Below are 23,366 nucleotides of genomic sequence, written 5' to 3' on the forward strand. Positions count from 1 at the left end.
GGCGTTTCCGCTACTCCCTGCCTTCACGGTCGGAGCGGAGGAACTCCTCGACCGCTGTGACGAAGGCCACCGGCGTCTCGTGCGGCGGGTAGTGGCCGGCCCCGGGGAGCGGGAGGACCCGACAGTTCGGGTACGTGACCTGCCAGGTGGCGTGCATCACCTCGGGGCTCAGCGCCAGGTCGTACTCGCCCGCGAGGACCAGCACCGGGACGGTGCTGCCCTTCACCGCCGCCGACAGGTCCAGCGACTGCCAGCTCGACAGGTACGCGGCGAAGGCCTCGGGGCGGGAGACGGCGACCGAGTGCGCGACCATCCGCTCCAGCCAGTGCCGGCTCGCGCGGTGGCCGGTGACCAGGTCGAGGATGACCCGCCGGTTCTCCGGGCTGGCGGCCGCGCCGTGGAAGAGGGCGTGGGTGGCGTCGTCCATCTCGTACGGGCCCGCCGGGACCGGGTTGACGCCGATCAGCTTCTCGACCCGCTCGGGGGCGCGGGCCAGGACCTGCTGGACGGCCTTGCCGCCCATGGAGTGGCCGATGAGGGAGAAGGTGGCCCAGCCGAGCTCGTCGGCGAGGGCGAGGACGTCATCGGCGATCTCGGCGAGGTTGTAGCGGCCGGGGACGTCCCGGCGGTCGCCGTAGCCGCGGTAGTCCGGGAAGGCGTACGAGAAGCCCTCCGGGTCGAAGAAGTCCAGCACGGAACCCCAGTTGGCGGAGGTGCCGAACCAGTCGTGCAGCACGATGGCGCGCAGCGGTCCGGTGCCGATCCTGCGGTGGGCGATGGCCAATGCGTTCTCCCTCTGTGACGGAGGTGGCGGAATCCGACGCCGTACGTACTGCCCACCGGGCCCGCGCCCATACCGCTCCGCCCCCGTCGCACGCCGGCAGCCGCCTCCCCGGGACCGGCAGGTCCTGGAGCGGCGGCTGCCGCGCGGTGCGCCGGGCCGGGTCAGACGGTCCTGAGCGCCGGGTCGGAGACGCCCGGTGCGCCCGTCTCCACGTGGCCCGCGAAGCGGCGCAGGAACGTGGCCTCGCGGTCCGAGACGACCGTGACGTCGTACCAGCGGGACGAGGCCTGCAGGTCCACCGTGTGGGTGACGGTCGCGCCGACCGCGAGCCGGAGGGTGCGGGTCGCCGCGCCGTCGTAGGCGTTGGCCACCGTGAGGTCGACGGCGGCCGTGCCGGAGTTGGTCAGGGTCAGGTCCAGGTTGCCGGTGGCGGCGTCGTGGCGGGCCGTCACCTCGGGGCCGGTCCTCTTCGCCGGGCCCTTCCACGTCCGCAGGAACCCGTTGGGGCCCCAGACCGTGAGGTCGATCGTGTTGCCGGTGGAGCCGCTCGTCGACCAGGTGTCGGACAGGGTCCTGCCCGCCTCCACCGTGTACGGCCACGGCCCGTCCGTGCGGTTGCCCGAGGTGCTGTGGAAGTGGGCGCCGAGGGTGGGGCCGGACGCGAAGGTCAGGGTGAACTTGCCGGTGGAGACGGTGGCCCGGCCGTCCACGTACGGGGCGTAGCCCAGGGCACGGGTCGGCTTGGCGCCGGACTCCTGCCGCGGCAGGGCGCCGGCCGCCGGCGGGACGGGGTGGTAGGAGGGGTGGCGGTTCTTGTCCGCCGGCACGTACCCGGCCGTCGACGGGAGCGCGGCGGGCGCGGAGTCGGCCCGGGTGAAGTCGAAGGCCGACGTCAGGTCACCGCACACGGCGCGGCGCCAAGGCGAGATGTTGGGCTCCTGCACGCCGAACCGCTTCTCCATGAAACGGATCACCGAGGTGTGGTCGAAGGTCTCGGAGCAGACGTAGCCGCCCTTGCTCCACGGCGAGACCACGATCATCGGGACGCGCGGGCCGAGGCCGTACGGTCCGGCCGCGTAGCCCCCGCCGCCCGCGTACAGGTCCCCCCTGACGTCGGCCGTGGACAGGCCCCACGCGGAGGACGCCGGCGGGTACGGCGGGACGACGTGGTCGAAGAAGCCGTCGTTCTCGTCGTACGTGATGAACAGGGCGGTCTTCGCCCAGACCGCCGGGTTCGCGGTCAGCGCGTCCAGGACCTTGGAGATGTACCAGGCCCCGAAGTTCGTCGGCCAGTTCGCGTGCTCGCTGAACGCCTCGGGGGCCGCGATCCAGGAGACCTGCGGGAGGGTGCCGTTCACCACGTCCGCGCGCAGCCGGTCGAAGTAGCCTTCGCCCGCCTTGGCGTCGGTGCCGGTGCGGGCCTTCTCGTACAGGGGGCTGCCGGGCTGGGCGTTGCGGAAGGAGTTGAAGTAGAGGAGGGAGTTGTCGCCGTAGTTGCCGCGGAAGGCGTCGTCGATCCAGCCCCAGGAGCCCGCCGCGTTCAGGCCGTCGCCGACGTCCTGGTACACCTTCCACGAGATCCCGGCCGCCTCCAGGCGCTCGGGGTAGGTCTTCCAGCCGTAGCCGGCCTCCTGGTTGCCGAGGACGGGGCCGCCGCCGGTGCCGTCGTTGCCCGTGTAGCCCGTCCACAGGTAGTAGCGGTTCGGGTCGGTGGCGCCGATGAAGGAGCAGTGGTAGGCGTCGCACACGGTGAACGCGTCGGCCAGGGCGTAGTGGAACGGGATGTCGTTCCGCGTCATGTACGCCATGGTGGTGGCGGTCTTCGCCGGGACCCACTTGTCGTACTTGCCGTTGTTGTAGGCCTGGTGGCCGCCGGCCCAGTCGTGGTTCAGGCCCTCCAGGAACTGCATGCCGAGGTCCGGCACGTCCGGGTGGAAGGGGAGGACGTCCTTCGTGCCGTTGGACTGGTGGAAGACGGACTTGCCGTTGTCCTGCACGACCGGGCGCGGGTCGCCGAAACCGCGGACGCCCTTCATGGTGCCGAAGTAGTGGTCGAAGGAACGGTTCTCCTGCATGAGCACGACGATGTGCTCGATGTCCTGGAGGGTGCCGGTGGTGCCCTGCGCCGGGATGGCGGCCGCCCGTGCGATGCTCTCGTTCAGCATCGCCAGGGCGGCGGTGCCGCCGGCGATCTGGAGGAACCTGCGGCGGTTGAGTTCAGCCATGGGGATGACGACCTCTACGGGTGAGGGGGACGGGGACCGGGACCGGGAGCGGTGACGGGGAACCGAGGGGCGACCCAAGAACAGCGGCCCCGGGGTACCGGACGGAGAGCAATCCGTGACGCCCCGCCGTACGCCGGGAGAACGCAAACCCCCACGGGTCAGGGCCGGGTGCCCGTCCGGCAGGGCTTCGGGCTTGCGCCTTCCGCTGCGGCAACTTCTACGGTCATGCGTGTGGCCGGAGAGACCGGCCCGGCGAGGGAGGCACGGGCAATGGCCTGGTCGATCGCGGAGGTGGCGCGGATGTCCAAGGTGACATCGCGGACGCTGCGGCATTACGACGAGATCGGCCTGCTGCCGCCAGCATGGATCGGGAGCAACGGGCACCGCTACTACGAGGAGGCAGATCTGCTGCGGTTGCAGCAGATTCTGCTGATGCGGGAACTGGACCTGGGGCTGCGCGAGATCCAGGCGGTCCTGGACAGCCGGCTCGACCAGGTGGCCGTGCTCCGTGAGCACCGCCAACGCCTGCTCGCGGAACGGGACCGGCTGGAGACGCTGGCCCGTACGGTCGGCCGCACCATCGCCGAACTGGAAGAAGGTGAGGACAAGAGCCACATGACGAAGATCAACAAGCCGGAGAACCTGTTCGAGGGGTTCCAGCCGTCCTCGGAGGCCGAGGCCGAGGTCCGGGAGCGGTGGCCGCAGGCCTGGGAGCAGTCCCGGCAGGCCGTCGAGGCGATGACCGCCGAGGACACGGAGCGCTGGCAGCGTGAGGTGACGGCGCAGATGATCCGTATGGCGGAGTTCATGGTGGCCGGCACACCGGTGTCCGACCCCGCGGTACAGGCCGAGGTGGACGCCAACTACCAGGGCATCTGCCGGTTCTGGACCCCGACCGCAGCCGCGTACAAGGGAGTGGGCCAGACCTATGTCGACGACCCGCGGATGCGGGCCAACTTCGACAGGATCGCCGACGGTCTCGCCGTCTACCAGCGCGATGCGATGACCGTCTACGCCGATGCCCGCCTGAGCTGACCGCATGTCACCGTGAGGGGTCCGGGCGGGCGATGAGCGCAGCCAGAGGCGAACGGCTGCGGCGGTCAGTACGCCTCGTCGCCGCTGTGGTGATCAGGCCGGGTGCGCGGGCGACCGCCACCCGGCCGTGGTGCGCGGACGCGCTCAAGGACCGGCATCCCAACTGAGGTGCGTCGCCCCACCGCGCCGGCGTGATCGGCGCCGCCGGGGGCCTGCAGCCGCCCCCGGCGGGGGTACGGCTCCGACCGAGCCCGCTGCGGTCACAAGGTCGCCCCACCCCACAGCAGCCGGAACGGTCTCGTCCATCGCCGGTCCCGTGACCCGTCGGACAGGCTCTGAAACGGTAACTGTACGTCTTGATCGCTGACGCGACGGGCCGGCACCGCCCAGCACCGCCTCGGCAGGATGTCGGCTGTCCGGCGAGGCTGTCGGCGATCCGTAGGCGATGTGTCGGGGGCCGCTGGAACCGTGGGTGTCGACCGGGCAGTCGCAGCCGCCTTCAACAGCAGGGGAGCCCCGCCGCCATGTCGTCCACGTACTCCACCCCGCCCTGGGATGCGCAACGGCTGCCGCGTGCCGGTGGCAGCGTCTTCCTGGTCACCGGCGGCAACGCCGGCATCGGGTACTTCGTAGCCGAGCAGTTGTCCGCAACCGGAGCCACTGTCGTACTGGGCAGCCGGAATCCCGCGAAGGCCGAAGTCGCCACGGCCTCGATCCGCTCGCGTGTCCCTGGCGCGCGGGTGCGGGCCGTACGGCTGGACCTCGCCGACCTCTCGTCGCTCAGAGTGGCGGTGGAATCACTGGGTGTGGAACACCTCGACGCGGTGGTCCACAACGCCGGCGTCGCGCTCGACGCCCCGCCGCGCCGGGAGACCGGGGACGGTCACGAGCTCGTGTTCGGCACGAACCACCTCGGGCACTACGCGCTGACCCGCTGGCTGATGCCGCTGCTGTCGGCCGCACCTGCGGCCCGCATCGTGACCATGGGCAGCTTCGCGGCGAAGTCCGGGCGGCTCGACCTCGACGACCTGCAGTCCCTGAAGGACTACCGGCCCAAGCGCACCTACGGACGCTCCAAGCTGGCGCAGATGTACTTCGGCCTCGAACTGGACCGCCGTCTGCGCGCCGTCGACAGCACGGTGGCAAGCGTGGTGGTCCATCCCGGCGGCGCGCTGGACTCCCTGACCCCGTCACGGCCGCCCGTCCATGTGCGGACCGCTGGTGCGCGGCTGCGCGGTGCACCAGCCGCCATCCTTGTCCAGGGCAAGCACGCCGGCGCATGGCCCGCGGTCCGAGCGGTGCTGGACCCCACCGTGCGCGGAGGGCAGCTGTGGGGACCGCGCATCTTCGGCCTGCGCGGCAAGCCCCAACGTGAACGGGCGTGGAACCACCTCACCGACACCTCCGTAGCGGCGCGGTTGTGGGACGCCAGCCGTGTCCTGACCGGCGTCGATCTCGGCACTATCCCCGGATAGCCCCAGGGGCGCTGACCAGCAAGCGTGCTCAGGTTGGTCAACTGTGGCGTTCAGTCACTGCGTTCGTGCAGGTCGGCGGGGCGGGCCCGGGAACGGCCACCGTGACCATGAACGTTTGTGAGGACGATCGAGGACCAGGTGGCCGTGGAGGCCACGGCAACCGAGCAGGTGTGGGCGACAGTGTTCGGATCGGTGATGGCCGAGGTGGACTGCTGCTTCCCGCGTCGCGACTCGCGACTGCTGGCACGGCAGATGACGCAGGCCATGCTGATGGAGCTGGAACGGCGCAACTGCCGGACGCTCGCCGAGGCGCTGGGACATCCGGGCCCGCACCGGCTTCAGCACTTTCTCTCCCGGCGATCCGTGCGGCCACGCCGTACGCCGGGAGAACGCAAAGCCCTCCCGGTGGGCGCCCGGATCTGCTGGAATGACCTTCAGGACACATGGCGCAGGGGGCACGGGGCATGACGGGGACGGGCACGGGGACCGGCTTCGGGCATGCCCTCGGACTGTCGCGCGCGCTCACCGGCCTGCCGGTGGCTCCGCTGGTGGAGCGGTACGGGGAACTCGCCACCGCGCAACACGAGCTCGGCCTCGGCCACTTGGGAGAGTTACTGGTCCCGCCGGGCGGGCGGCTGCGCGTCCTGGACGGGGTCTTCGTCGTCGAAGGCCCGGGCCGGCGGCGGCACGTGGGGGCGGCGGTGTTGCGGGGGCCGGTCGCGGCGCGCGGCGGACCCGCGACCGCGGGCCTCGTGGAACGGCTCGCCGAGATACAGGAACGGGATCCCGCCGCGCTCCGCCGGATCCTGCTCTACCAGCTGGTGCAGCTGCTGCACGACGACCCCCGCGGGAACCGGCCCGAAACGGCCGCCGCCCTCGGGATCGACCCCGCGGAGGCGGCCGCCCTGGCGCAGGCCGCGGCCGGGCGGGCCCGGCTGGACGCGTCCGGGCGGGCCGCCGCCGAGGGCCTGGAGGACGCGTGGGCGCAGGGCCGGATCCGCGCCGCCGCCCTGTGCGCGGCCGCACTGCCGCCGGCGGGCGGGGACCGGCTGCTGACGGACCGGCTCATAGGGATCGCCGCGCGGGTGCGGGACACGGACGCGCTGCTGGAGGAGGCCCGGGCCCGCGAGGACGCCGGGGACCGGGAGGGGGCCGCGGCCCGCTACGGGCGGGCCGCACGGCTGGCCTGGGACTGCCCCCGCGCGGTCCGCGGCCTGGTCCGCACCCACACCCCGTCCCACGGCCGCCTGACGGCCGCCCTCGCCCCGACGGGGGCGGTCGAGCTCCGGCACCTCCCGACCGCCGAGGACGAACCCCCCGGGGCTTCTGAGGCGGCCGGGGTCGGTGGGTTGTCCGGGGCGTCCTGGCGGGTCGTCAGGCTGACCCGCGGCGAACCGCTCACCGTCCCGCTGACGGAGGTCCCGGGCGACCCGGCGGACGGCCCGGTCACCGACCCGCACGCCCCCCTGACCCGCGAGGTCCGCTACGTGGCCCTCCCCCGCGGAACCGCTACGGCCGGCGGCGCGGCGGCCGGGAGCGCTGCCGCGGCCGGGGTCGGCCCCGACGCCGCCCGCGCATCCGGCTCCCGTACCCCGGCCCGGGTACGGGTCGGCGCCCCGGCGGACGAGGCGGCCGGGGAAGTCGGGGAGGTCGGCGAGGTCGGGCCGTTGGTCAGTGCGGTGCTGCTGGTCGCGCCGGAGGTGGGAGAGCTGGTCCTCGCCGACGGGCGCGCCCGGATCGAGGCCTCCTGGTTACGCCCGGCCGGGGCCGTCGGCGTCGAGGTGACCGTGACCGGGCCCGACGGCCGAACCGTGCCGCACGGGCCCGTGATACCCGGCTTCACTGCAGCCGCACCCGCCACGGCCGCCCGCGCAGCCTCCGGGAACCCGCGGCCGGGTCGCACGGCGGCGACCGCACCCGCCGCCCACGGCTCCGGTGACGCGGGAGCGGATCCCGTAGCGCCCGGCGCGCATCCCGGCGGGGGCGGGAGCGAAGGGGTTCGGGTCGGCGGGCTCGCGGCAGGGCCGTACGCCGTGCGGGTCCGGGCGCGGTACGCCGGGGCCCGGGGGGACGTGTCGTCGGTCGGGGTCGAGCGGGACGTCACCGTGCACGCGTGGCCCGAGGCCGTCGTCGGCCTCGGTGCGCGGGCCCGGGACAGCGGCGGGCTGCGGCTCCACTGGACCGGGGGTGCGGGGGCCGACGTACGGATCGTGCAGTGGCCCGGCGCGGCCCCCGCCGAGGGGACCGAGCTCGCCGCCGACGCGCTGCCGCCGGCACTTCCCTGGGTGGACGCGTCCGGGGCCGCGGACCCGCCGCCCGGCACGCTGGCCACCGTCAGCGCCGTGGCCGTGCTCGGCGAACGCGCCCTGGCCGGGCCGAGCACCGCCGTCGAGGCCCCGCAGCCCGTGGTCGGGCTCGCCGCCCACCGGACCACCGCCGGCCGCGCCCGCATCACCTTCGACTGGCCCGAGGACGCGGGCCGGGTCGTCGTCGCGACCGCCCCCGCGGCCGGCGGCCGTTCCGGCGAACCCTCCGAACACCCCGTCGTGCGGGCGGTTTTCCTGCGCGAGGGACTGGAGCTGCCGGTCGGGCCCGGCGCGGTCCGGATCACCGCGTACGCCGCCCCCCGCAGCTCCCTCGCGACGGTGGCCGCCCCCTTCGGCGACGCCGGTCAGGTGCTGCTGCCCGCCGACGTCGCCATCGCCTACCAGGTGCTGCCCGGGCAGCGGCGGATGCTGCGCCGCGGGCCCTCGGTACTCCGCGTCACCCTGCTCGCCCCCGGCGGCGACCCCGGGGCCGGCCTGCCCGACTTCGTCCTCGTGGCCGGCGCCGCAGGGGGCACCGCCCGCCCCCACCGGGCCGCCGAGGGCACCGAACTGTGCCGCGTCACCGGCAGCGAGCTCGCCGCCGCCGGGACCGTGGAGCGCGAGATCGCCCCCCACCCGCCCGCCGCCGGCCCGTATGCCGTACGCGGTTTCCTCCTCGGCGGCCGTGCCGCCTCCGTCCGGCTCGACGAGCCCTCCCTCACCTCCCTGGTGGTCCGCTGACATGACCTCCGTCGTCTGCCCCTACTGCTTCGACCGCTCCTCCGCCGCCCGGCTGCCGTTCCGCTGCCAGATGTCCGCGACCGGGGTGCGCGGGGGCAAACCCTGCACCGCCGAACTCGACACCGTGTGGGCCGAGTTCATGGGTCCGAGCGTGCCGCCCGCGCTCACCCTGCGCGGCCCCGTCTTCCCCGGCCCGCGCGGCCTCGCCGGCCGTCTCGGCGTCGGCGGCGCCTCCCGCGCGGACTGCCCCCACTGCGGGGTGTCCACCCCGGTCCGGGTCTGCCTGCGCTGCCACAGCGACTTCCCCAGCGACTACTGCGACCAGGACACCCGGATCATCGCCCTGCTCGGCCCGAAGGCCTCCGGGAAGAGCACGTACGTCTCCGTACTGATCAACGAGCTCCGCAACCGGGTCGGCCGCGCGTACGGCGCCTCCATCACGGCGATGGGCGGCGAGACCCAGCGCCGCGACCGGGAGATGGCCGAGGACCTGTACGACCGGCTGCGGCTGCCCGAGGCGACCAGGCCGGCGGCACTGGGCTTCAACGACCCGCTGCTGTACCGGCTCAGCCTGCCGCTGCGCCGCCGCCTCCTCGGCGACGGCAGCCGGCACACCGCGCTCGTCTTCTTCGACGCGGCCGGCGAGGACCTCGGGAGCGCCGAGGCCATGGACCGCTACACCCACTACCTGGCCGCCGCCGACGGGATCGTCCTGCTCGTCGACCCGCTGCAGATGCGGGCCGTACGGGACCAGCTGCCCGTGGACTCCGGGCTGCCGCTGCCGACCGTGGAGACCCCGCCGCAGCAGATCGCGGCCGACCTCGCGGCGCAGCTGCGCGCCCACGGCCGGGGTAGCAGCCGGGGCCGGGTCACCACCCCTGTGGCCGTCGCCGTCACCAAGACGGACTCCCTGTTCTCGCTGGTGGGCCCGCACTCCCCGCTGCGGCGCAACGCCGACCACTCGGGAGGTGCGGTGGACGACGAGGACCGGCTGGCCGTGCACGAGGAGATGCGCGCCCTGCTCGACAGCTGGGACTCGGGGGCGCTGTTCCGGCAGCTGGAGCGGGACTTCGCGCAGCTGTCGCTGTTCGGGATCTCGGCGCTGGGCTCCCCGCCGCCCGCGGGGTCCCCGTCCGACGCCCCCAAGTCCGGTCCGCAGCCGCTGCGCGTCGAAGACCCGCTGCTGTGGCTGCTGGGGCTGGACGGGCTGCTGCGGCGCACCCCGGCCGCCAGTGGTGCGGGCGCCGGCATCCGGCGTACCGGATCGGGAGGAGAGGCGTGAACCTCGCGCAACTGCACTACACCTCGGCCCCGCCCGGCCCGGACGGCTCGGGCTTCCGGTTCACCGCGGTCAGCCCGGGCGTGCCGGCGTCGCTGCTGCGCGAGGCCGAGCAGCTGATCGGGTACGAGCCGCCCCGGGACGCCCCGCCGCGCCCCGGCCCGGAGCAGCTGCGCGCCTTCCCGCAGGCGTTGAGCCTGAACGTGCTCGCCGACGGCAGCCGGCTGCTGGCCCGCTCCGTGTACACCGGCGCGGACTACAGCGGCCGTTGGGGCAACTTCCACGCCCACGCCGTGCACCTGCCGCAGCCCGCCGGGCCGGACCGGCCGGCCGGGGGGCCGCTGCCGATCACGTCCTGGGGCTCCCCGCAGTGGGCCGACGAGAGCCCGCCGGCCGGGACGCCCCTGCCGCCCCTGGCTTCGGTGCCCGCGCCGGGGCCGCTGGACCGGCGGGCGCTGGCGGAGTTCGTGACCGCCCGCGGGCGCTGGCTCGCCGGGTTCTTCGCAGACGTGCGGCGGCTCGGCGAGGATCCCGCGGCCCCGCAGATCGTCGTGGTGGAGCCGGACAGCGAGGCCGCGGCCCGCTGGATCATGCTGGCGTGCAGCGTGCTGCCGCACCAGCGGGGCCAGTGGCTGACCTTCACCACGTACACCCGGCGGCCGCAGCTCGCCCGGCAGCAGATCGTCGGCGTGCTCCCGGACGACGGGCTCGGCCTGGCCGGACAGGAGCACCGCTACCGGGTGTACGACGCCGCCCGGGCGGCGGGCCCCGCCCCTGCCCCCGACGCCTGGGCGCAGACCGCGGCACGGGTCTGGCGGGCGGCGCGCCAGGAGCTGTTCGCGGAGGTCAGGCGGCTGTCCGCGGAGCCGTACGCGGCCGGGCCGCTGGCAGCGCTCGCCCTGACGGCGGGGATCCGCCTGGACCCGGCGGGCCGGGCGGCGGCCGCCGACTGGGCGGCGGAGCACCGGGAGGCGCTGGACGGCGGGCGGCTCCAGGCACTGGCCGCTGCCCTGGGCGAGCCGGCGGACAGGAGCAGGGACCGGGCCGGGGACGGCGGCGGAGGCGGTGGCGCGGACGGCGGGGACGCGGGCGGCGGGGACGCGGGCGGCGGGGACGCGGGCGGCGGGGACGCGGGCGGCGGGGACGCGGGCGGCGGGGACGCTGAGGCTGCGGCCGCCGAGGCCGCCGCGTGCGGACGGCTCCTGGCGGCGCTGGCCGGGTGGGCCCCCGTGGCGGTGACGGAACCCCTCGCGGCGCTCGCCCTCGCCCGGGCGGTGCGCTCCGGCGGCCCCGCCCCCTCGGCCGGGCTGCTGGGCGGGCCGGCCCGGTTGCAGCTCGGCGCGGAGCTGGAGCCGGAGCTGCGGGCGGCGCTGGCCGACCCTCAGCGCGGGCCGGCGGACCGGGTGGACCTGCTGCGGGTCGGCGGCGAGCTCGGCATCGACACCGCCGACGTACTGCCGGAGGTGGCCCGGCACCTGGCGCGGGCGCTGCTCGCCGACCCGGAGGGGACGTACGGCGCACCGGTGCGGGACGCGCTGGACGGGCTGCCCGGGCTGCGGGCCCTCGTCCTGGACCGGCTGGACCGCCTCGCGGCGGGCGATCCCGCCGCGGCGGCCCGGGTGTTCGCCCGGACCCCGCTGCAGCTGGCGACGGCCGACGCCCTGCCGCACCTGCGGATGTGTGAGCGGGGGGCGGAGCCGGGCGGGGACCGGGTGCGGGCGCTGGCCGAGCTGGTGCAGGCGGCCGGGGTCCCGCTGGAGGCGGAGCCGCTGGTGCTGCGGACCGCGATGCGACTGGTGTGGCCCGAGGGGGCGCCGGGTGCGCACGAGGCCTGGCTGCTGCTCACGGCGACGGGCCCCGGCCCCCACCGGGAGTCCGGCACCTGGGAGCTCCTCGCGCGGGCCGCGGTGGACGCCCCGGCCGAGGACCGGGCGGCGGAGGAGCTGGCCCCGGAGCTGCTGCGACACTTCACGGCCGAACTCCCGCCCGCGCTGCGGCCGTCGCTGCTGATGCTGGAGCTGGCCCGGAACCTGCGCGCGGGCGCGGCCGGCCCGGGCTGGGTGCGCCAGGCCCTGGACCTGGGGACGCTGAAACCGTCGCCGGCCGCCCGGGACCACGCCTACGGGGCGGTGGCCGGGCGGCTGCTGGCCGCCGAGGGCCGGCCCGACAGCGAGCTGCGGGCCCTGATCGAGAGCGACGACGCGGTACTGCTGGCCGCGTACCGGCGGGCCGCGCGCGACCCGCGGGTCGTGGACCGGCTCCGCCTCGACCCGCACTACGCGGCCGAGTGCTTCGCGACCTGGTCCTCGCAGCCGCAGGCGGGTGCGGTGTGGCAGGAGGCCCGTACGGACCTCCTGGACGGGGTGCTGCGGCCGGTGGTGCGGGGTCTGCCGCCGGACGGGCTCGCGGCCCTGGAGGAGGAGCTGGGCCGCCTGGGCGGGCGCTGGGCGCAGGAGTTCCGCGGCTGGCAGCGGCCGGGCGCCTTCGGGCGGCTGCGGGACCGCTTCACCGGCGCGGGCCGGGGGGCCGGCCGCGGCACGGGCCGCCGCGCGGCCAAGGGCGGCGGCCGGGGCGGTGCCCCCGCCGATCCGCCGCCCCGCGGCGGCAGCGGCGGGCCCGTCGACCCCGGCCGCCCGGCCGGGACGCCCGCTGCCGCCGACCGGGACCCCCACCGGGACCCCCAGGACCCCGACCTGACGGCCGGCCGGGACGCCGACGGGAAGGGCGGGCGGCCGTGAGCCCCGAACTGGGCCTGCAGATCCTCCTGTACGCCTCCGGGGCCATCGGGGTGCTGGTCTGCCTCGGGTACGCGCTCTGGCGGTTCCTCGGCCTGGCGGTACAGGCCGCCGCGTCCGCGTTCGGGCCCCGCACCCCCGGCGCCCCGGACCCGCGGATCTCCGCCCCGCACCCCGGGGCGGAGCCCGCGCACCTGGCCTACTGGGCGCTGCAGATGTGGACCGACGCGGCCGGGGCCGCGCGGGCCGCCGCCGAGCTGGTGTGGTACCTGCTGACCCGGCACTGGCTGGACGAGATGGTGCGGGGCAGGCTGCTGCGCGGGTGCAGCGGCTACACCGGGGAGGAGGCCGAGCACTGGATCGGCCGCCTGGTGCTGCGGCTGATCGCGCCCGGGATGGCGCTGGCCGCGGTGCTGTCCGCGCTGCTGTCCTGGGTGCTGCTGGCCGGCATCGCGGTCGCGTTCGCCGCGCAGCTGGTGCTGGTGACGGCGGTCGTCCTGGCCGGGGTGCTGGCCGGGCGGGGCGCGGACCGGCTGTGGAAGCTGGTCCGCGGCATCCGGATGAAGTGCCCGTACCCCGGCTGCTACCGGCCGTTCCCGCTGGCCGTGTACGTGTGCCCGGGCTGTGGCGCCGCCCACCGCGAGCTGCGGGCCGGCCGGTACGGGGTGGTGCGGCACGTCTGCCGCTGCGGGCGGGCGCTGCCCACGACCGCGCTGGCCGGGCGGAGCGGGCTGGCCGCGCGCTGCCCGCACTGCGACCAGGGGCTGCCGCAGGCCGTCGGCACGACGCGGGTGGTGCACCTGCCGTTGGTCGGGGGCACCTCCGCGGGGAAGACGATGCTGCTGGCGGCCGTGCTGGACGGGCTGACGGCCTGGTCGCACCGGTCCCGGCTGACCGTCGACTACGCCTCCCCCACCGACCGGCGCGACGGCACCACCCTCGGCCGGCAGGTGGACACCACCGGCTGGGCGCTGAAGACCCAGGGCGGGCAGCCGCGCGCGCTGATGCTGCTGGTGGGCAAGGGGCGCGGGCGGCTGCGGCGGCAGCGGCTGCTGTACGTGTACGACCCGATGGGCGAGTCCCTGCGGGACGCGGACACCACCCGCCGCCAGCAGTACCTGGCGCACGCCGACGGGGTGCTGCTGGTCACGGACGTGCTGGCCTCGCCCGTGGTGCGCCGCTCCCTGCGCGCGGGCGACGGCCAGCTCGCGGTGGCCGCCCGGCCCGCCGACCTGGGCCCGGTGGAGACGTACGCGGGGTTCACCGGGGAGCTCCAGGGCCTGGGCGGCCGGCGCCGGCGCCTGGGCGTGGCGGCGGTGGTGACCAAGCGGGACGTGCTGGACCGGCTGGACTCGCTGCCGCGGCCCGGGGACGGGCCGGTGGACGCCTGGCTGGAGGACATCGGCCTGGGCGACCTGGTGCGGTCGCTGGGCCACGACTTCGCGGCGGCTCGCTTCTGGGCGGTCAGCGCCCGCGCGGCCACCGGTGCGGGGGCCCTGGAGTCGGAGCGACTGCGGGCGGCGGAGCCGGTGCTGTGGCTGCTGGCGCGGACGGGGCTGCGGGTCGGCGGCCCGTCCGCCCGGGGCGGCGGTAACGACGGCCAGGCCGGTGCAGGGCGGCCGCCGGGTCGGCAGCGCATCCCGCGGCTGCCCCGGCCGCGTGGTTCCGCCGGCCGCGGCACACCGGATCGATCAAGCCTGTGACGAGGGCCGGGGCGACTGGTTAGGGTCGCGGAGAGGAGCAACACCCCATGGTGACACCGCAGATCACGCGCGGCCGGCGGCTGATGCTGGCCCTGCTCGTGGTGGCGGTCGCGTTGACGGCGGCCGTCGCACTGGCGGCGCTCGTGCAGTACGTACCGCAATGGCTTTGGGAGTTGAAGGAGATCAGCAGTGAGTGACATCCCCGGCGGGCCGATGGCGAACCGGCCGGTCCACTTCATCTGGCTGCTCGACTGCTCGTACTCGATGCAGGGCGAGAAGATCGGCCAGCTCAACTACGCGATCAGAGAGGCCGTTCCGGAAATGCGCTCGGTGGCGCAGGACAATCCGGCGGCCCAGCTGCTGCTGCGGACCATGACGTTCTCCACCACCGCACGCTGGCACCACCAGGACCCGGTGCCGGTGGAGAACTTCACCTGGCAGGACGTCCAGGTCGACGGCATGACCAACCTGGGCGAGGCGCTCCAGCTGGTCGCCCGGGAACTGGACACCCCGCCGATGCCGCAGCGCGCGCTCAAGCCGGTCCTCGCCCTCGTGTCCGACGGGGTGCCGACGGACGACTGGAAGGCCGGCCTGCGGGCGGTGGACGCGACCCCGTGGGGGCGCAAGGCCGTCCGGGTGGCCATCGCGATCGGCGCGGACGCGGACCGCACCGTCCTGCAGGAGTTCCTCGGCAATCCGGAGCTCCAGCCGCTCGACGCGAACAGCCCCAAGCAGCTGGCGGCGGCGATCCGCTGGGCGTCGACGGCGGCGGTCAAGGCGGCCTCCCAGCCGGTGGCGGGCGGCGACGGCATGGTCAAGCAGCCGCCGTACGCCCCGCCGGTGCTCGACGACGACGATGACGACGTGTGGTGAGCGGCCCCGTGTCACCCGAGCCACCGCCCGAGCCGTCGCCCGAGGCACCGTCCGAGCCGTCGCCCGAGCCGCCGTCTGCGCCGTCGTCCGTGTCACGGCCCGTCCCGTCCGTGACGGCGGCGCCGTGGGAGACGCTGCGGCAGAGCGTGCAGGGCGTCAACAAGACCCGCAACCAGGACTACTGCGACGCGCTGGGACGCGGGACCGCCGAGGAGCCGCTGATCCTGGCGGTCGCCGACGGCCACGGGTCGGCGGTGCACGCCCGCAGCCACCTGGGCTCCCGGTTCGCGGTGGACCTCTTCGTCGAGCAGGCCCGGCAGTTCGGGGAGCTCGCCCGGCCGCGGGGCGACGAGCGGCCGCCGAGCCTGGCCTGGCTGATGCACTACGCCGAGCACACCTTCCCCCGCCAACTGGTCAGCGCCTGGCGGGAGCGGGTGCTCGGCAACTGGGCGCGGACCAGCTCCCACGAGGAGCCGGGCCTGACCGACGAGGACAAGCTGCTGCTGTACGGCAGCACGCTCGTCGGCGCCGTGCTCACGCCCCGCGTGTTCGCGGCCTGGCAGCTCGGCGACGGCGAGCTGACCGTGGTGGGGGACGACGGACGGGTGAGCGTGCCGCTGGCCCCCGTGGAGGCCGACCTGGGCGACGAGACGGAATCGCTGTGCACCCCGGAGGCCTGGCTGCGGGTCCGGACCCACTGGGCGCCGGTCACGGCCCCCTCCCGGACGCCCCGGCTGATTGCGGTCTCCACCGACGGGCTGTCCAAGAGCTTCGCCTCGGACCGGGGGTTCCTCCAGTTCATGGCCGGGCTGGACGACCGGCTGTCGGCGGAGGGCGCGGCCACCGTCCGGGCCGTGCTGCCCGCATGGCTGGGCAAGGCCTCGCAGCACTCGGGCGACGACACCACGCTGGTCGCCGCCTGGAACACGGCCGCGGCGGCCGGCAGCGTACCGGAACCGGCGCCGCCGCCCCCGCCGCCCGCGACGCCCCCCGCGGTGCCCGCCGGGGCGGCGGACGCGACCGCGGGCACGGCCCAAGCCCTGACCGGCCCCGGCCCCGGTCCCGGTCCCGCGGACCACGGCCCCGCCGGCTACGGCGGCTACGGCGGCGTCGCGGACGCCGGCCCCGCGGCGACCGGGCTCGACACGACGACAGACCCGCACGGGAGTGGAACATGAGCGGCATGCTCGACAGCGGTACCCGGCTGACGACCGACGGCGGCCTCGCCGTGGACGTCTTCGACCTGCTCGGCGCAGGAGGCCAGGGCGAGGTCTACCGGGTCCGGACCCCGGCCGGGGACCAGGCCCTCAAGTGGTACTACCCGGCCTGCGCGACGCCCGCGCAGGAGGCCATCGTCCGCCAGCTGGTGGGCCGCGGCTTCGACGACGACCGCTTCCTGTGGCCCCTGGACTTCGTGGCCGACGGGCGCGGCGGCTTCGGCTACCTGATGGACATCCGGCCGGACCGGTTCAAGGGCCTGCCGCTGCTGTTCCGGCGGCAGCTGCGCACCTCGACGCGGGCCCTGTTGAAGGCCTGCCTGTACACGGTCGAGGCGTACCAGGCGCTGCACTCCCGGGGGATCGCGTACCGGGACATCTCCTGGGGCAACATCTTCTTCGACCCGGCCACCGGCGACGTGCTGGTCTGCGACAACGACAACGCGGTGGTGGAGGGCGACAGCACCGGCATCTCGGGGACCATGGAGTTCATGGCGCCCGAACTGGTGCGCGGCGACCCGGGGGCCACCCCCGGCACGCAGAGCGACCTGCACTCGCTGTCGGTGCTGCTGTTCATGCTGCTGATGAACCACCACCCGCTCAAGGGGCGGCGCGAGCTGGCGATCCACTGCCTGGACGAGGCCGCCGAGCGCAAGCTGTACGGGAAGCAGCCGCTGTTCGTCTTCGACCCGCAGGACCGCTCCAACGCACCCGACCCGGCCGAGCAGCAGACCGTGCTGGCCACCTGGGCGGCGGCCCCGGACTCGCTGCGGGACCTGTTCACCAAGAACTTCACCACGGGCCTGCACGACCCGGCCTCCCGGGTGCGCGAGGGCCAGTGGCGGGACACCCTGCGGGCCGTGTACGACGCGGTGGTGGAGTGCGCGCACTGCGGGCGGCAGAACATGACCGAGCCCCGGTCGGCAACCCCGGGGGCCTGCTGGGGCTGCGGGAACACCCTGGTACTGCCGCCCCGGCTGGTGCTGACCACTCCCCCGCCGCGCACCGAGCACCACATCCTGCTGCACCGGTCCTCGCGGGTGCAGGCGCACCACCTGGCCCCCGAGCCGGTCCGGCACGACTACGGCGACACGACGCTGGTGGCGCAGCTGACCGAGCACCCGCAGAAGCCGGGCCGGTTCGGGCTGGCCAACCGGTCGGCCGACGCGTGGACCGGCACCCGGGCGGACGGCACCACCCAGCGCATCGACCCGGGCCAGACGGTCCCGCTGCGCTCGGGCCTGGAACTGGACTTCGGCGGCGCCCGCGCCGTCGTCCGCGCGAAGTAGCCGCCCCGCCCCCGGCCGGGGCGGGGCGGGGCGGGGCGGGTTCAGCCGCCGGCGACGAGGCGGCCGATCTCCTGGGCCAGGGCGAGGCCGCCGCTGCCCGCACCCAGGCCCAGGGTGATGGTCTCCAGGGAGCGGCGGATCAGCCCCGGCTCGGCGGGACGGCGTTCCTGCGCGGCGCGGTCCAGTTCGCCGCGCAGGACCTCCGCCGCCTCGATCCGGGCCGGGGCGGCGCCCTGGTCGCGGAGCCACTGGGCGAGCTGGGTCGCCAGCCGGAGGGTCTCGGCGGCGCCGTCCTGCCGCCCGACGTTGATGACGCCGTTGTCCCCGAAGTTGGCGGGGCCGTTGATGTTGCCGTTGAAGGTGTAGTTGCCGCCCATGTGGTCCTCCTCGCGCTGTGGGTGGGTGTCGGGGGCCGCTTCAGGGGTGCGACGGGCCCTGGGCGGCGCCGGACGGGTGGGCGCCGGCCCCCGCCCCGTGGCCGTTGATGGTGCCGCCGGGGCCGTAGTTGCCGGGGCCGTGGATGTCGCCCTGGAAGTTGTAGGTGTGGGTGTTGATGACCTGCTGCGCCTGGTCGTAGGAGCTGGTGTCGACGTTGTGGTCCTTCAGGAACCGCTCCGTCGCTATCAGCACGCCCTGTTGGAGCCGCTGCAGGAAGTCCTGCGAGTCGGTGCGCTCGGAGAAGCCCAACTGCTTCCAGTCGGAGACCCGTTCGCGGATGCTGTCGACGGCCCCGTAGTCGTACAGCAGGTGCCGCTTGTCGATCTCGCGGCGCCACTTCTCCAGACCCCGGGCCCGCCGGCGCCGGTCCGCGGAACGGCGCGAGGCCCTCCGGGGCGCACCGAGCAGCAGGGAAAGGGTGGCGCCGGTCGTGTACGAGACCAGGCTCCACCAGCGTTCGAACCCGTCCACCGGCAGCTGGTTCACCCGGTCGAAGCGGGCCTGCAGCGGGGGGATCCCGTACGCCGACACCTCCCAGGTGAGGCTCGGGTGCTGGAGCCGGGCCCGCAGGTGCATGGAGACGATGGCCCGGCCGCCCTCGCCGGCGCGCTCCAGGCTCAGGTAGGTGCGCATGCCCGCGCCGGACTGGACCAGGCCTGCCTGGACGAGCTGCTTGGGGATCTGGGAGCGGGGCATGCGCAGCCGGTCCGGGAGCAGTTCGGGGCCGACGTACGGGACGTGGTTGCCGATCACGTACAGCCGGTTGCGGGCCCGCAGTCCCTTGAGGCCGGCGATGTTCTCCATCTCGCGGGCGACGAAGGTGTGCAGGTCGATCGCGTCGAACGGCTTGATGGTCAGCTTGCCGCCCGCAGGGTCATCGGCGGGCCGGCTGACGTCGATGGGCTGCCACACCATCTCCTTCAGCTTCGAGCCGCTGCCGACGAAGGGATTGGTGCGTTCGGCGCTCGCCGTGTACGGGACGACGTTGGCCTTCCTCTGTTCGAGGAGCCGCTGCTCCGCCTCCGGTTCGACGGCCGGCGCGAGGTCGGCGGCCCGTTCGGAGCCGTGCTCGACGGCGAGCGCCGCGCCGCGGGCCCCGCTCTCGGTGCGGTGGACCAGCCCCCAGGCGGCCGCGTACCCGAGGACGATCGCCGCGCCGGCGGCGTAGCCGAGCCCGGCCGGGCCGTCGACCGCCGCGTACAGCAGGGTCGGCACGGCCGCCCACACGCACACGGCGCAGATCCAGGTCAGGTACCGGTCTCGGCAGTCGATCCGGCGGACCGCGGCGCGGGCGTGGCGGGCGAGCGCGATCAGGTCGATGCCGAGGGTGAGGCCGATGGCTTTCAGCCGGTCCTCGGTGAGCTCGGTGTCGACGTCGCGGGCGAAGTCCTCGTCGAGGTGGGCGCCCGCGCACAGGTGGCGGGTCACACCGTCGGTCCGGTACTGCGCCAGCGTCGGTAAGCTGCGTGCTGCCATGCGGCCCCTCCCCCGTGGTCTGCCCTCACCCTATGTAAACGGGCCCCGCCTGTCGCCCCGTTGGGTGTGATCAGCGGGTCGTCGTACTCACCGGGGAACGTGCGCACGCGCGTGCGATCTGAGCATGCGTACTCAGGCCCGGGCCGCGCGCGCCTTGCCATCGTGAGGACATGTTCCTTCAGTCGTACGAACCGCAGCCCCGGGCCGCCGGCATCACCGCCGTCGGCAGCGTGCTGCCCGAGGAGGTCCTGACCTCGGACTCCCTCCAGCGGGAGGTGGCGCGGCGCAGCGGCCTCGCGCTGCCGCCCAGGCTGCTCACGCAGGCCACCGGGATCCGCTCCCGCCGGATCGCCGGCCCCGGCGTGTACGCGTCCACCCTCGCCGCGGGCGCGGCCCGCCGGGCCCTGGACGCCGCCGGGCTCACCGGGCCCGACATCGACCTGCTGCTGTTCGCGTCCGCGTCCCGCGACGTGGTCGAGCCGGCCACCGCGCACATCGTGCAGGCGGAGCTGGGGACGCGGGCCCACGCCCTGGACGTCACCAACGCCTGCAACAGCTTCATCAACGGCATCGACCTCGCCCGGGCGATGGTCCTGGCCGGCCGGGCCCGGCGGGCCCTCGTCGTCACCGGCGAGACCCCGAGCCGGGCCGTGCAGTACGCGCCGGGCAGCCCCGCCGAACTCCGCGACGGATTCGCCGGCTACACCTTCGGCGACGCGGGCGCGGCCGTGGTCGTGGAGGCCGTGGAGCGCGGCGGGATCCTCGACGTGGACACCGAGACCCACTCGGAGCACTGGGAGGTCGGGGGCATCCCTGGCGGCGGGTCGCGGCACCCGCGCGGGGACGCGTACACCTACTTCCGCGGCGACGGGCACGAACTGCGGGGCGTGTTCGAGAAGGTGGGCACGGCCGTCATCGACCGGACGCTGCACCGCACCGGCCTGGACTGGGACGGGGTCGCCAAGGTGCTGGTGCACCAGGTCACCGTGCCCTACCTGGAGCGGTTCACGGAGCTGACCGGGGTGCCGGACGGCAAGCTGGTGGTGACGGTGCCCGAGCTCGGGAACATCGCGAGCGCCAGCATCGGCGTACAGCTGGACCGGGTGTTCGCGGAACTCGCCCCGGGCGAGCGGGTGCTGTGCGTGGGGCTGGGCGGCGGCATCAGCATCATGACGATGGTCTGGGAGAAGTCGTGAGCGGCGGGCACGCGCTGTGGGTGGTGCTGCCCGCCCACCAGGAGGAGGCCCGGCTGCCCGACACCCTCGCCGCGCTCGCCGCACAGCGGGACCGGGACTTCACGCTGCTGGTCGTCGACAACGCCTCCACCGACCGGACCGGGGACATCGCCCGGGAGTTCGCGGCGGGCGCGCCGTTCCCGGTACGGGTCCTGGTGGAGCCGGAGAAGGGCGTCGGGTCCGCCGTGGACACCGGTTTCCGGTACGCGATCGGGCAGGGCGCCACCCTCCTGGCCCGGACCGACGCCGACTGCCTCCCCCGGCCCGGCTGGGCCGGGGCCGCGCGGGCGGCGCTGACGGCCCGGCCGGGCCTGGTGTGCGGGCGGATCACCGCCCGGCGCGACGAGCACGGCCCGCTGGGCCGGGCCGGGTTCACCGCCCTGGTGTCCCTCGCGGCGCTGTTCGGACGGCTGCGGCCGCAGCACGTGCGGCGCGGCGAGTTCCGGGCCCCGTACCGCATGCACGCCGGGAACAACATGGCCATCACCGCCGAGCTGTACCTGGCGGTCGGCGGCATGCCGCGCCGGCCCTCGCCCACCGACCGGCTCTTCCTGAACGCCGTACGCCGCCACACCGACCGGATCAGCCGCTGCCGGTCCATGGTCGTGGAGAACTCCACCCGCCGGCTGCGGGCGTACGGGATCCTCGGCACCGCCCGCTGGTACCTCGACCAGGGCAGCGGCCCGCACGGAACGGACGACCCCCGCTGATGCTCGACCGACTCGACCACGCGCTGCGCAGCCGCCCCGAGCGGCCCGCCGTCCTGACCGCCTCCCGCACGGGCGCACCCCGGGTCCGGGCCACGTGCGGCGAACTCGCCGACCTGGCCGACGCGTACGCCGCCGCCCTGCACGCGCGGGGGCTGCGCGCCGGGGACACCGTCGGCGTCGCCGTCCGGCCCGGCCCGCGCGCCCTGGCCGTGCTGCTGGCCCTGTGGCGGCTCGGGCTGCGCGGGGCCGTCCTCGACCCCGGGGCCGGACCCGACGTGCTGCGGGCCCGGCTGGCGCTGGCCCGGCCCTCGCTGGTGCTGGCCGACGCGGCCGCGCAGGCCGTCGCCGGATGGGCCCGGCCGCTGGCCCGCAGGGCCCGGCTCGCCCTGCCCGACCTGGCCGGGCTCGGCGGGCCGGTGGCCACCGTCGGGCCGCGACTGCCGGGGTGCGCCCCGGCGCTGGACCGGGGGGCGCCGCGGCCGGGAGCCGGGGCGGGGGCCGCGGGGACCGCCGACGCCGACGCCGACGCGGTGATCGTCTTCACCTCGGGGACCACCTCGCAGCCGCGGGCCGTGGTGCACACGCGGGCGAGCCTGGCCGCCGGCATGGAGACGGTGAGCGCCCTGTTCACGCAGGCCGGGGAGTCGGCGGGGGCCGGGGGGCTCGGAGGGCCCGGAGGGCTCGGGGGCGGCGGGGAGGACCGGCCGGTGCTCGGGGGCACGTTCTTCGTGCTCGTACCCGCGCTCACCCGCGGCGCCCCCGTGGCCCTCCCCGCCCGCTCCCCGCGGGTCCTGGCCCGCCAGCTGCACCGCCTGGAGCCGGCCGACACCTACCTGACGCCACCCCAACTACGCGACGCCCTGGCCGCGGGAGCCCGGTTCCACGGACGCGTGTGGACCGGATCGGCCCCGGCCGGCGCCGAACTGCTGGGCCGCGTACGGGAGGCGGGCGCCGCCCGGGCCTGGGGGGTGTACGCGCTGACCGAGCTGTTCCCGGCGGCCGCCGTCGAAGCGCGGGAGAAGGCCGCGTACGAGGGCCCCGGCGACCTGGTCGGCGCCCCCCTGCGGGGCGTGGCGGCGAAGACCGACGAGGACGGGCAGCTGCTCCTGTCCGGGCCGGCGGCCCGACACCGCTACCTGGGCGAGGAGCCCGACCCCTGGGTGCGGACGGGCGACCGCGCCCGACTGGACGGGACGGGACGCATCGTGCTGGAAGGAAGGACGAAGGACATGGTGCTGCGCCGCGCCGAGAACATCTACCCGGGTCTGTACGAGCCCTCGCTGCACGTGCCGGGCGTGGAGCTGGCCGTGCTCGTCGGCGTCCCGGCCGGCGCGGCCGCGGAGGCGGCGGGCGACGAGCGGCTCGTGGCCGTCGTCCAGCCGCGGCGCGGCGTCGCCGAACCGCAGCTGCGGGCCGCGCTGGCCGACCCGCTGCGGCGGATGGGCTCCGCCCGCCCCGACGCGGTCGTGTTCGCGGACGTCCCGCTCGCCGGCCGGTCCCGCAAACCGGACCGCGCGGCGACCGCAGCCCTGGCCGCCACCCGCCTCGGGGCCGGCCGATGACCGCCCCGGCGGCCCGCCCGACGCCGACCGTGGCAGCGGCGGCCGCGCCGCCCGCGGCGGCGTCCCCGGGCCCCGAAGCCGTACGCGGCACACCGCCTCCGGCCGCGCCCGGACCCGCGACGGGGTGCCCGGTGACGGCCCCGAACCCGTCGGCACCCAGCGCCCCGACGCAACTGCGGCCCGGAACGGCGGGCACGGATCCGGTGCCCCCGGGCGCGGCAGGGGCTCGTACCGGCACGGACGCCGGGGGCGTGTCGGCGGCGGCCCGGCGGGCGCGGCGGCG

At 75.7% G+C, this 23,366-nt stretch carries 17 protein-coding genes and 2 pseudogenes; 14 read left to right on the plus strand and 5 right to left on the minus strand.

Annotated features, from left to right (window positions below):
• Positions 1-10: 10 nt before the first annotated feature.
• Together ACSHWO_RS08245 and ACSHWO_RS08250 are read right to left on the minus strand one after the other, a co-directional pair.
• Positions 11-784 (minus strand): alpha/beta fold hydrolase, encoded by a 774-nt coding sequence (locus ACSHWO_RS08245; protein WP_438310821.1) that lies wholly within the window; start codon positions 782-784, stop codon positions 11-13.
• Between the two features lie 161 nt (positions 785-945).
• Positions 946-3,009 (minus strand): phosphocholine-specific phospholipase C, encoded by a 2,064-nt coding sequence (locus ACSHWO_RS08250; protein WP_438310823.1) that lies wholly within the window; start codon positions 3,007-3,009, stop codon positions 946-948.
• A gap of 270 nt (positions 3,010-3,279) precedes the next feature.
• On the opposite strand from ACSHWO_RS08250, the gene ACSHWO_RS08255 reads away from it, so the two are divergent.
• Positions 3,280-4,044 (plus strand): MerR family transcriptional regulator, encoded by a 765-nt coding sequence (locus ACSHWO_RS08255; protein ID WP_385805340.1) that lies wholly within the window; start codon positions 3,280-3,282, stop codon positions 4,042-4,044.
• A 68-nt stretch (positions 4,045-4,112) separates the two neighbouring features.
• On the opposite strand, the pseudogene ACSHWO_RS08260 reads toward ACSHWO_RS08255, so the two are convergent.
• Positions 4,113-4,324, minus strand: a pseudogene (locus ACSHWO_RS08260) (IS5/IS1182 family transposase); the annotation flags it as partial.
• Positions 4,325-4,568: 244 nt separating this feature from the next.
• On the opposite strand from ACSHWO_RS08260, the gene ACSHWO_RS08265 reads away from it, so the two are divergent.
• The 10 genes and pseudogenes from ACSHWO_RS08265 to ACSHWO_RS08310 all read left to right on the plus strand — a co-directional run bounded on the left by ACSHWO_RS08265 (position 4,569) and on the right by ACSHWO_RS08310 (position 17,662).
• The gene (locus tag ACSHWO_RS08265; RefSeq protein ID WP_438310825.1) at positions 4,569-5,519 is read left to right on the plus strand and encodes an SDR family NAD(P)-dependent oxidoreductase; all 951 of its coding nucleotides are present in this window, start codon (positions 4,569-4,571) and stop codon (positions 5,517-5,519) included.
• A 117-nt stretch (positions 5,520-5,636) separates the two neighbouring features.
• A pseudogene (locus ACSHWO_RS08270) lies at positions 5,637-5,876 on the plus strand (IS701 family transposase); the annotation flags it as partial.
• 107 nt (positions 5,877-5,983) lie between these two features.
• Positions 5,984-8,566 (plus strand): hypothetical protein, encoded by a 2,583-nt coding sequence (locus ACSHWO_RS08275; protein ID WP_438310827.1) that lies wholly within the window; start codon positions 5,984-5,986, stop codon positions 8,564-8,566.
• A gap of 1 nt (position 8,567) precedes the next feature.
• Positions 8,568-9,848 (plus strand): TRAFAC clade GTPase domain-containing protein, encoded by a 1,281-nt coding sequence (locus ACSHWO_RS08280; protein ID WP_438310829.1) that lies wholly within the window; start codon positions 8,568-8,570, stop codon positions 9,846-9,848.
• The gene (locus ACSHWO_RS08285; RefSeq protein WP_438310831.1) at positions 9,845-12,583 is read left to right on the plus strand and encodes a GTPase-associated protein 1-related protein; all 2,739 of its coding nucleotides are present in this window, start codon (positions 9,845-9,847) and stop codon (positions 12,581-12,583) included. Before ACSHWO_RS08280 ends, ACSHWO_RS08285 begins: the two co-directional genes overlap by 4 nt.
• Positions 12,580-14,283: a TRAFAC clade GTPase domain-containing protein gene (locus ACSHWO_RS08290; protein ID WP_438310833.1), complete on the plus strand. Its 1,704-nt coding sequence runs from the start codon at positions 12,580-12,582 to the stop codon at positions 14,281-14,283. Before ACSHWO_RS08285 ends, ACSHWO_RS08290 begins: the two co-directional genes overlap by 4 nt.
• Positions 14,284-14,330: 47 nt before the next feature.
• On the plus strand, positions 14,331-14,480 hold the full coding sequence (locus ACSHWO_RS08295; RefSeq protein ID WP_385805347.1) for a hypothetical protein: 150 nt from the start codon (positions 14,331-14,333) through the stop codon (positions 14,478-14,480).
• 16 nt (positions 14,481-14,496) lie between these two features.
• Complete coding sequence (locus tag ACSHWO_RS08300) at positions 14,497-15,156, plus strand: vWA domain-containing protein (protein ID WP_361089786.1); 660 nt, start codon at positions 14,497-14,499, stop codon at positions 15,154-15,156.
• 110 nt (positions 15,157-15,266) lie between these two features.
• Complete coding sequence (locus ACSHWO_RS08305; RefSeq protein ID WP_438310835.1) at positions 15,267-16,334, plus strand: PP2C family serine/threonine-protein phosphatase; 1,068 nt, start codon at positions 15,267-15,269, stop codon at positions 16,332-16,334.
• Positions 16,331-17,662 carry a protein kinase domain-containing protein gene (locus tag ACSHWO_RS08310; RefSeq protein ID WP_385805349.1) on the plus strand — a complete coding sequence of 444 codons (1,332 nt, stop codon included), beginning with the start codon at positions 16,331-16,333 and terminating at the stop codon, positions 17,660-17,662. Before ACSHWO_RS08305 ends, ACSHWO_RS08310 begins: the two co-directional genes overlap by 4 nt.
• 41 nt (positions 17,663-17,703) lie before the next feature.
• On the opposite strand, the gene ACSHWO_RS08315 is transcribed toward ACSHWO_RS08310, so the two are convergent.
• Positions 17,704-18,039, minus strand: a complete 336-nt coding sequence (locus tag ACSHWO_RS08315) for a hypothetical protein (protein WP_361089634.1) — start codon at positions 18,037-18,039, stop codon at positions 17,704-17,706.
• 40 nt (positions 18,040-18,079) lie between these two features.
• A complete protein-coding gene (locus ACSHWO_RS08320) occupies positions 18,080-19,576 on the minus strand; it encodes a hypothetical protein (RefSeq protein ID WP_438310838.1) in 1,497 nt (498 codons plus the stop codon).
• A 170-nt stretch (positions 19,577-19,746) separates the two neighbouring features.
• On the opposite strand from ACSHWO_RS08320, the gene ACSHWO_RS08325 reads away from it, so the two are divergent.
• Genes ACSHWO_RS08325 through ACSHWO_RS08335 form a run of 3 tightly spaced genes read left to right on the plus strand, consistent with a single transcriptional unit; the run spans position 19,747 to position 23,083 of the window.
• Positions 19,747-20,772 (plus strand): 3-oxoacyl-ACP synthase III family protein, encoded by a 1,026-nt coding sequence (locus ACSHWO_RS08325; protein ID WP_438310840.1) that lies wholly within the window; start codon positions 19,747-19,749, stop codon positions 20,770-20,772.
• Entirely contained in the window at positions 20,769-21,521 is a 753-nt protein-coding gene (locus tag ACSHWO_RS08330; RefSeq protein WP_385805351.1) for a glycosyltransferase family 2 protein, read from the plus strand. The genes ACSHWO_RS08325 and ACSHWO_RS08330 overlap by 4 nt, the downstream gene beginning before the upstream one ends.
• Positions 21,521-23,083, plus strand: coding sequence for an AMP-binding protein (locus ACSHWO_RS08335; protein WP_438310842.1), 1,563 nt, complete (start codon positions 21,521-21,523; stop codon positions 23,081-23,083). Before ACSHWO_RS08330 ends, ACSHWO_RS08335 begins: the two co-directional genes overlap by 1 nt.
• Positions 23,084-23,366: the final 283 nt, after the last annotated feature.

This window comes from Streptomyces pallidus (ex Mingjun et al. 2026) (assembly GCF_051550185.1).
GTDB lineage: Bacteria > Actinomycetota > Actinomycetes > Streptomycetales > Streptomycetaceae > Streptomyces.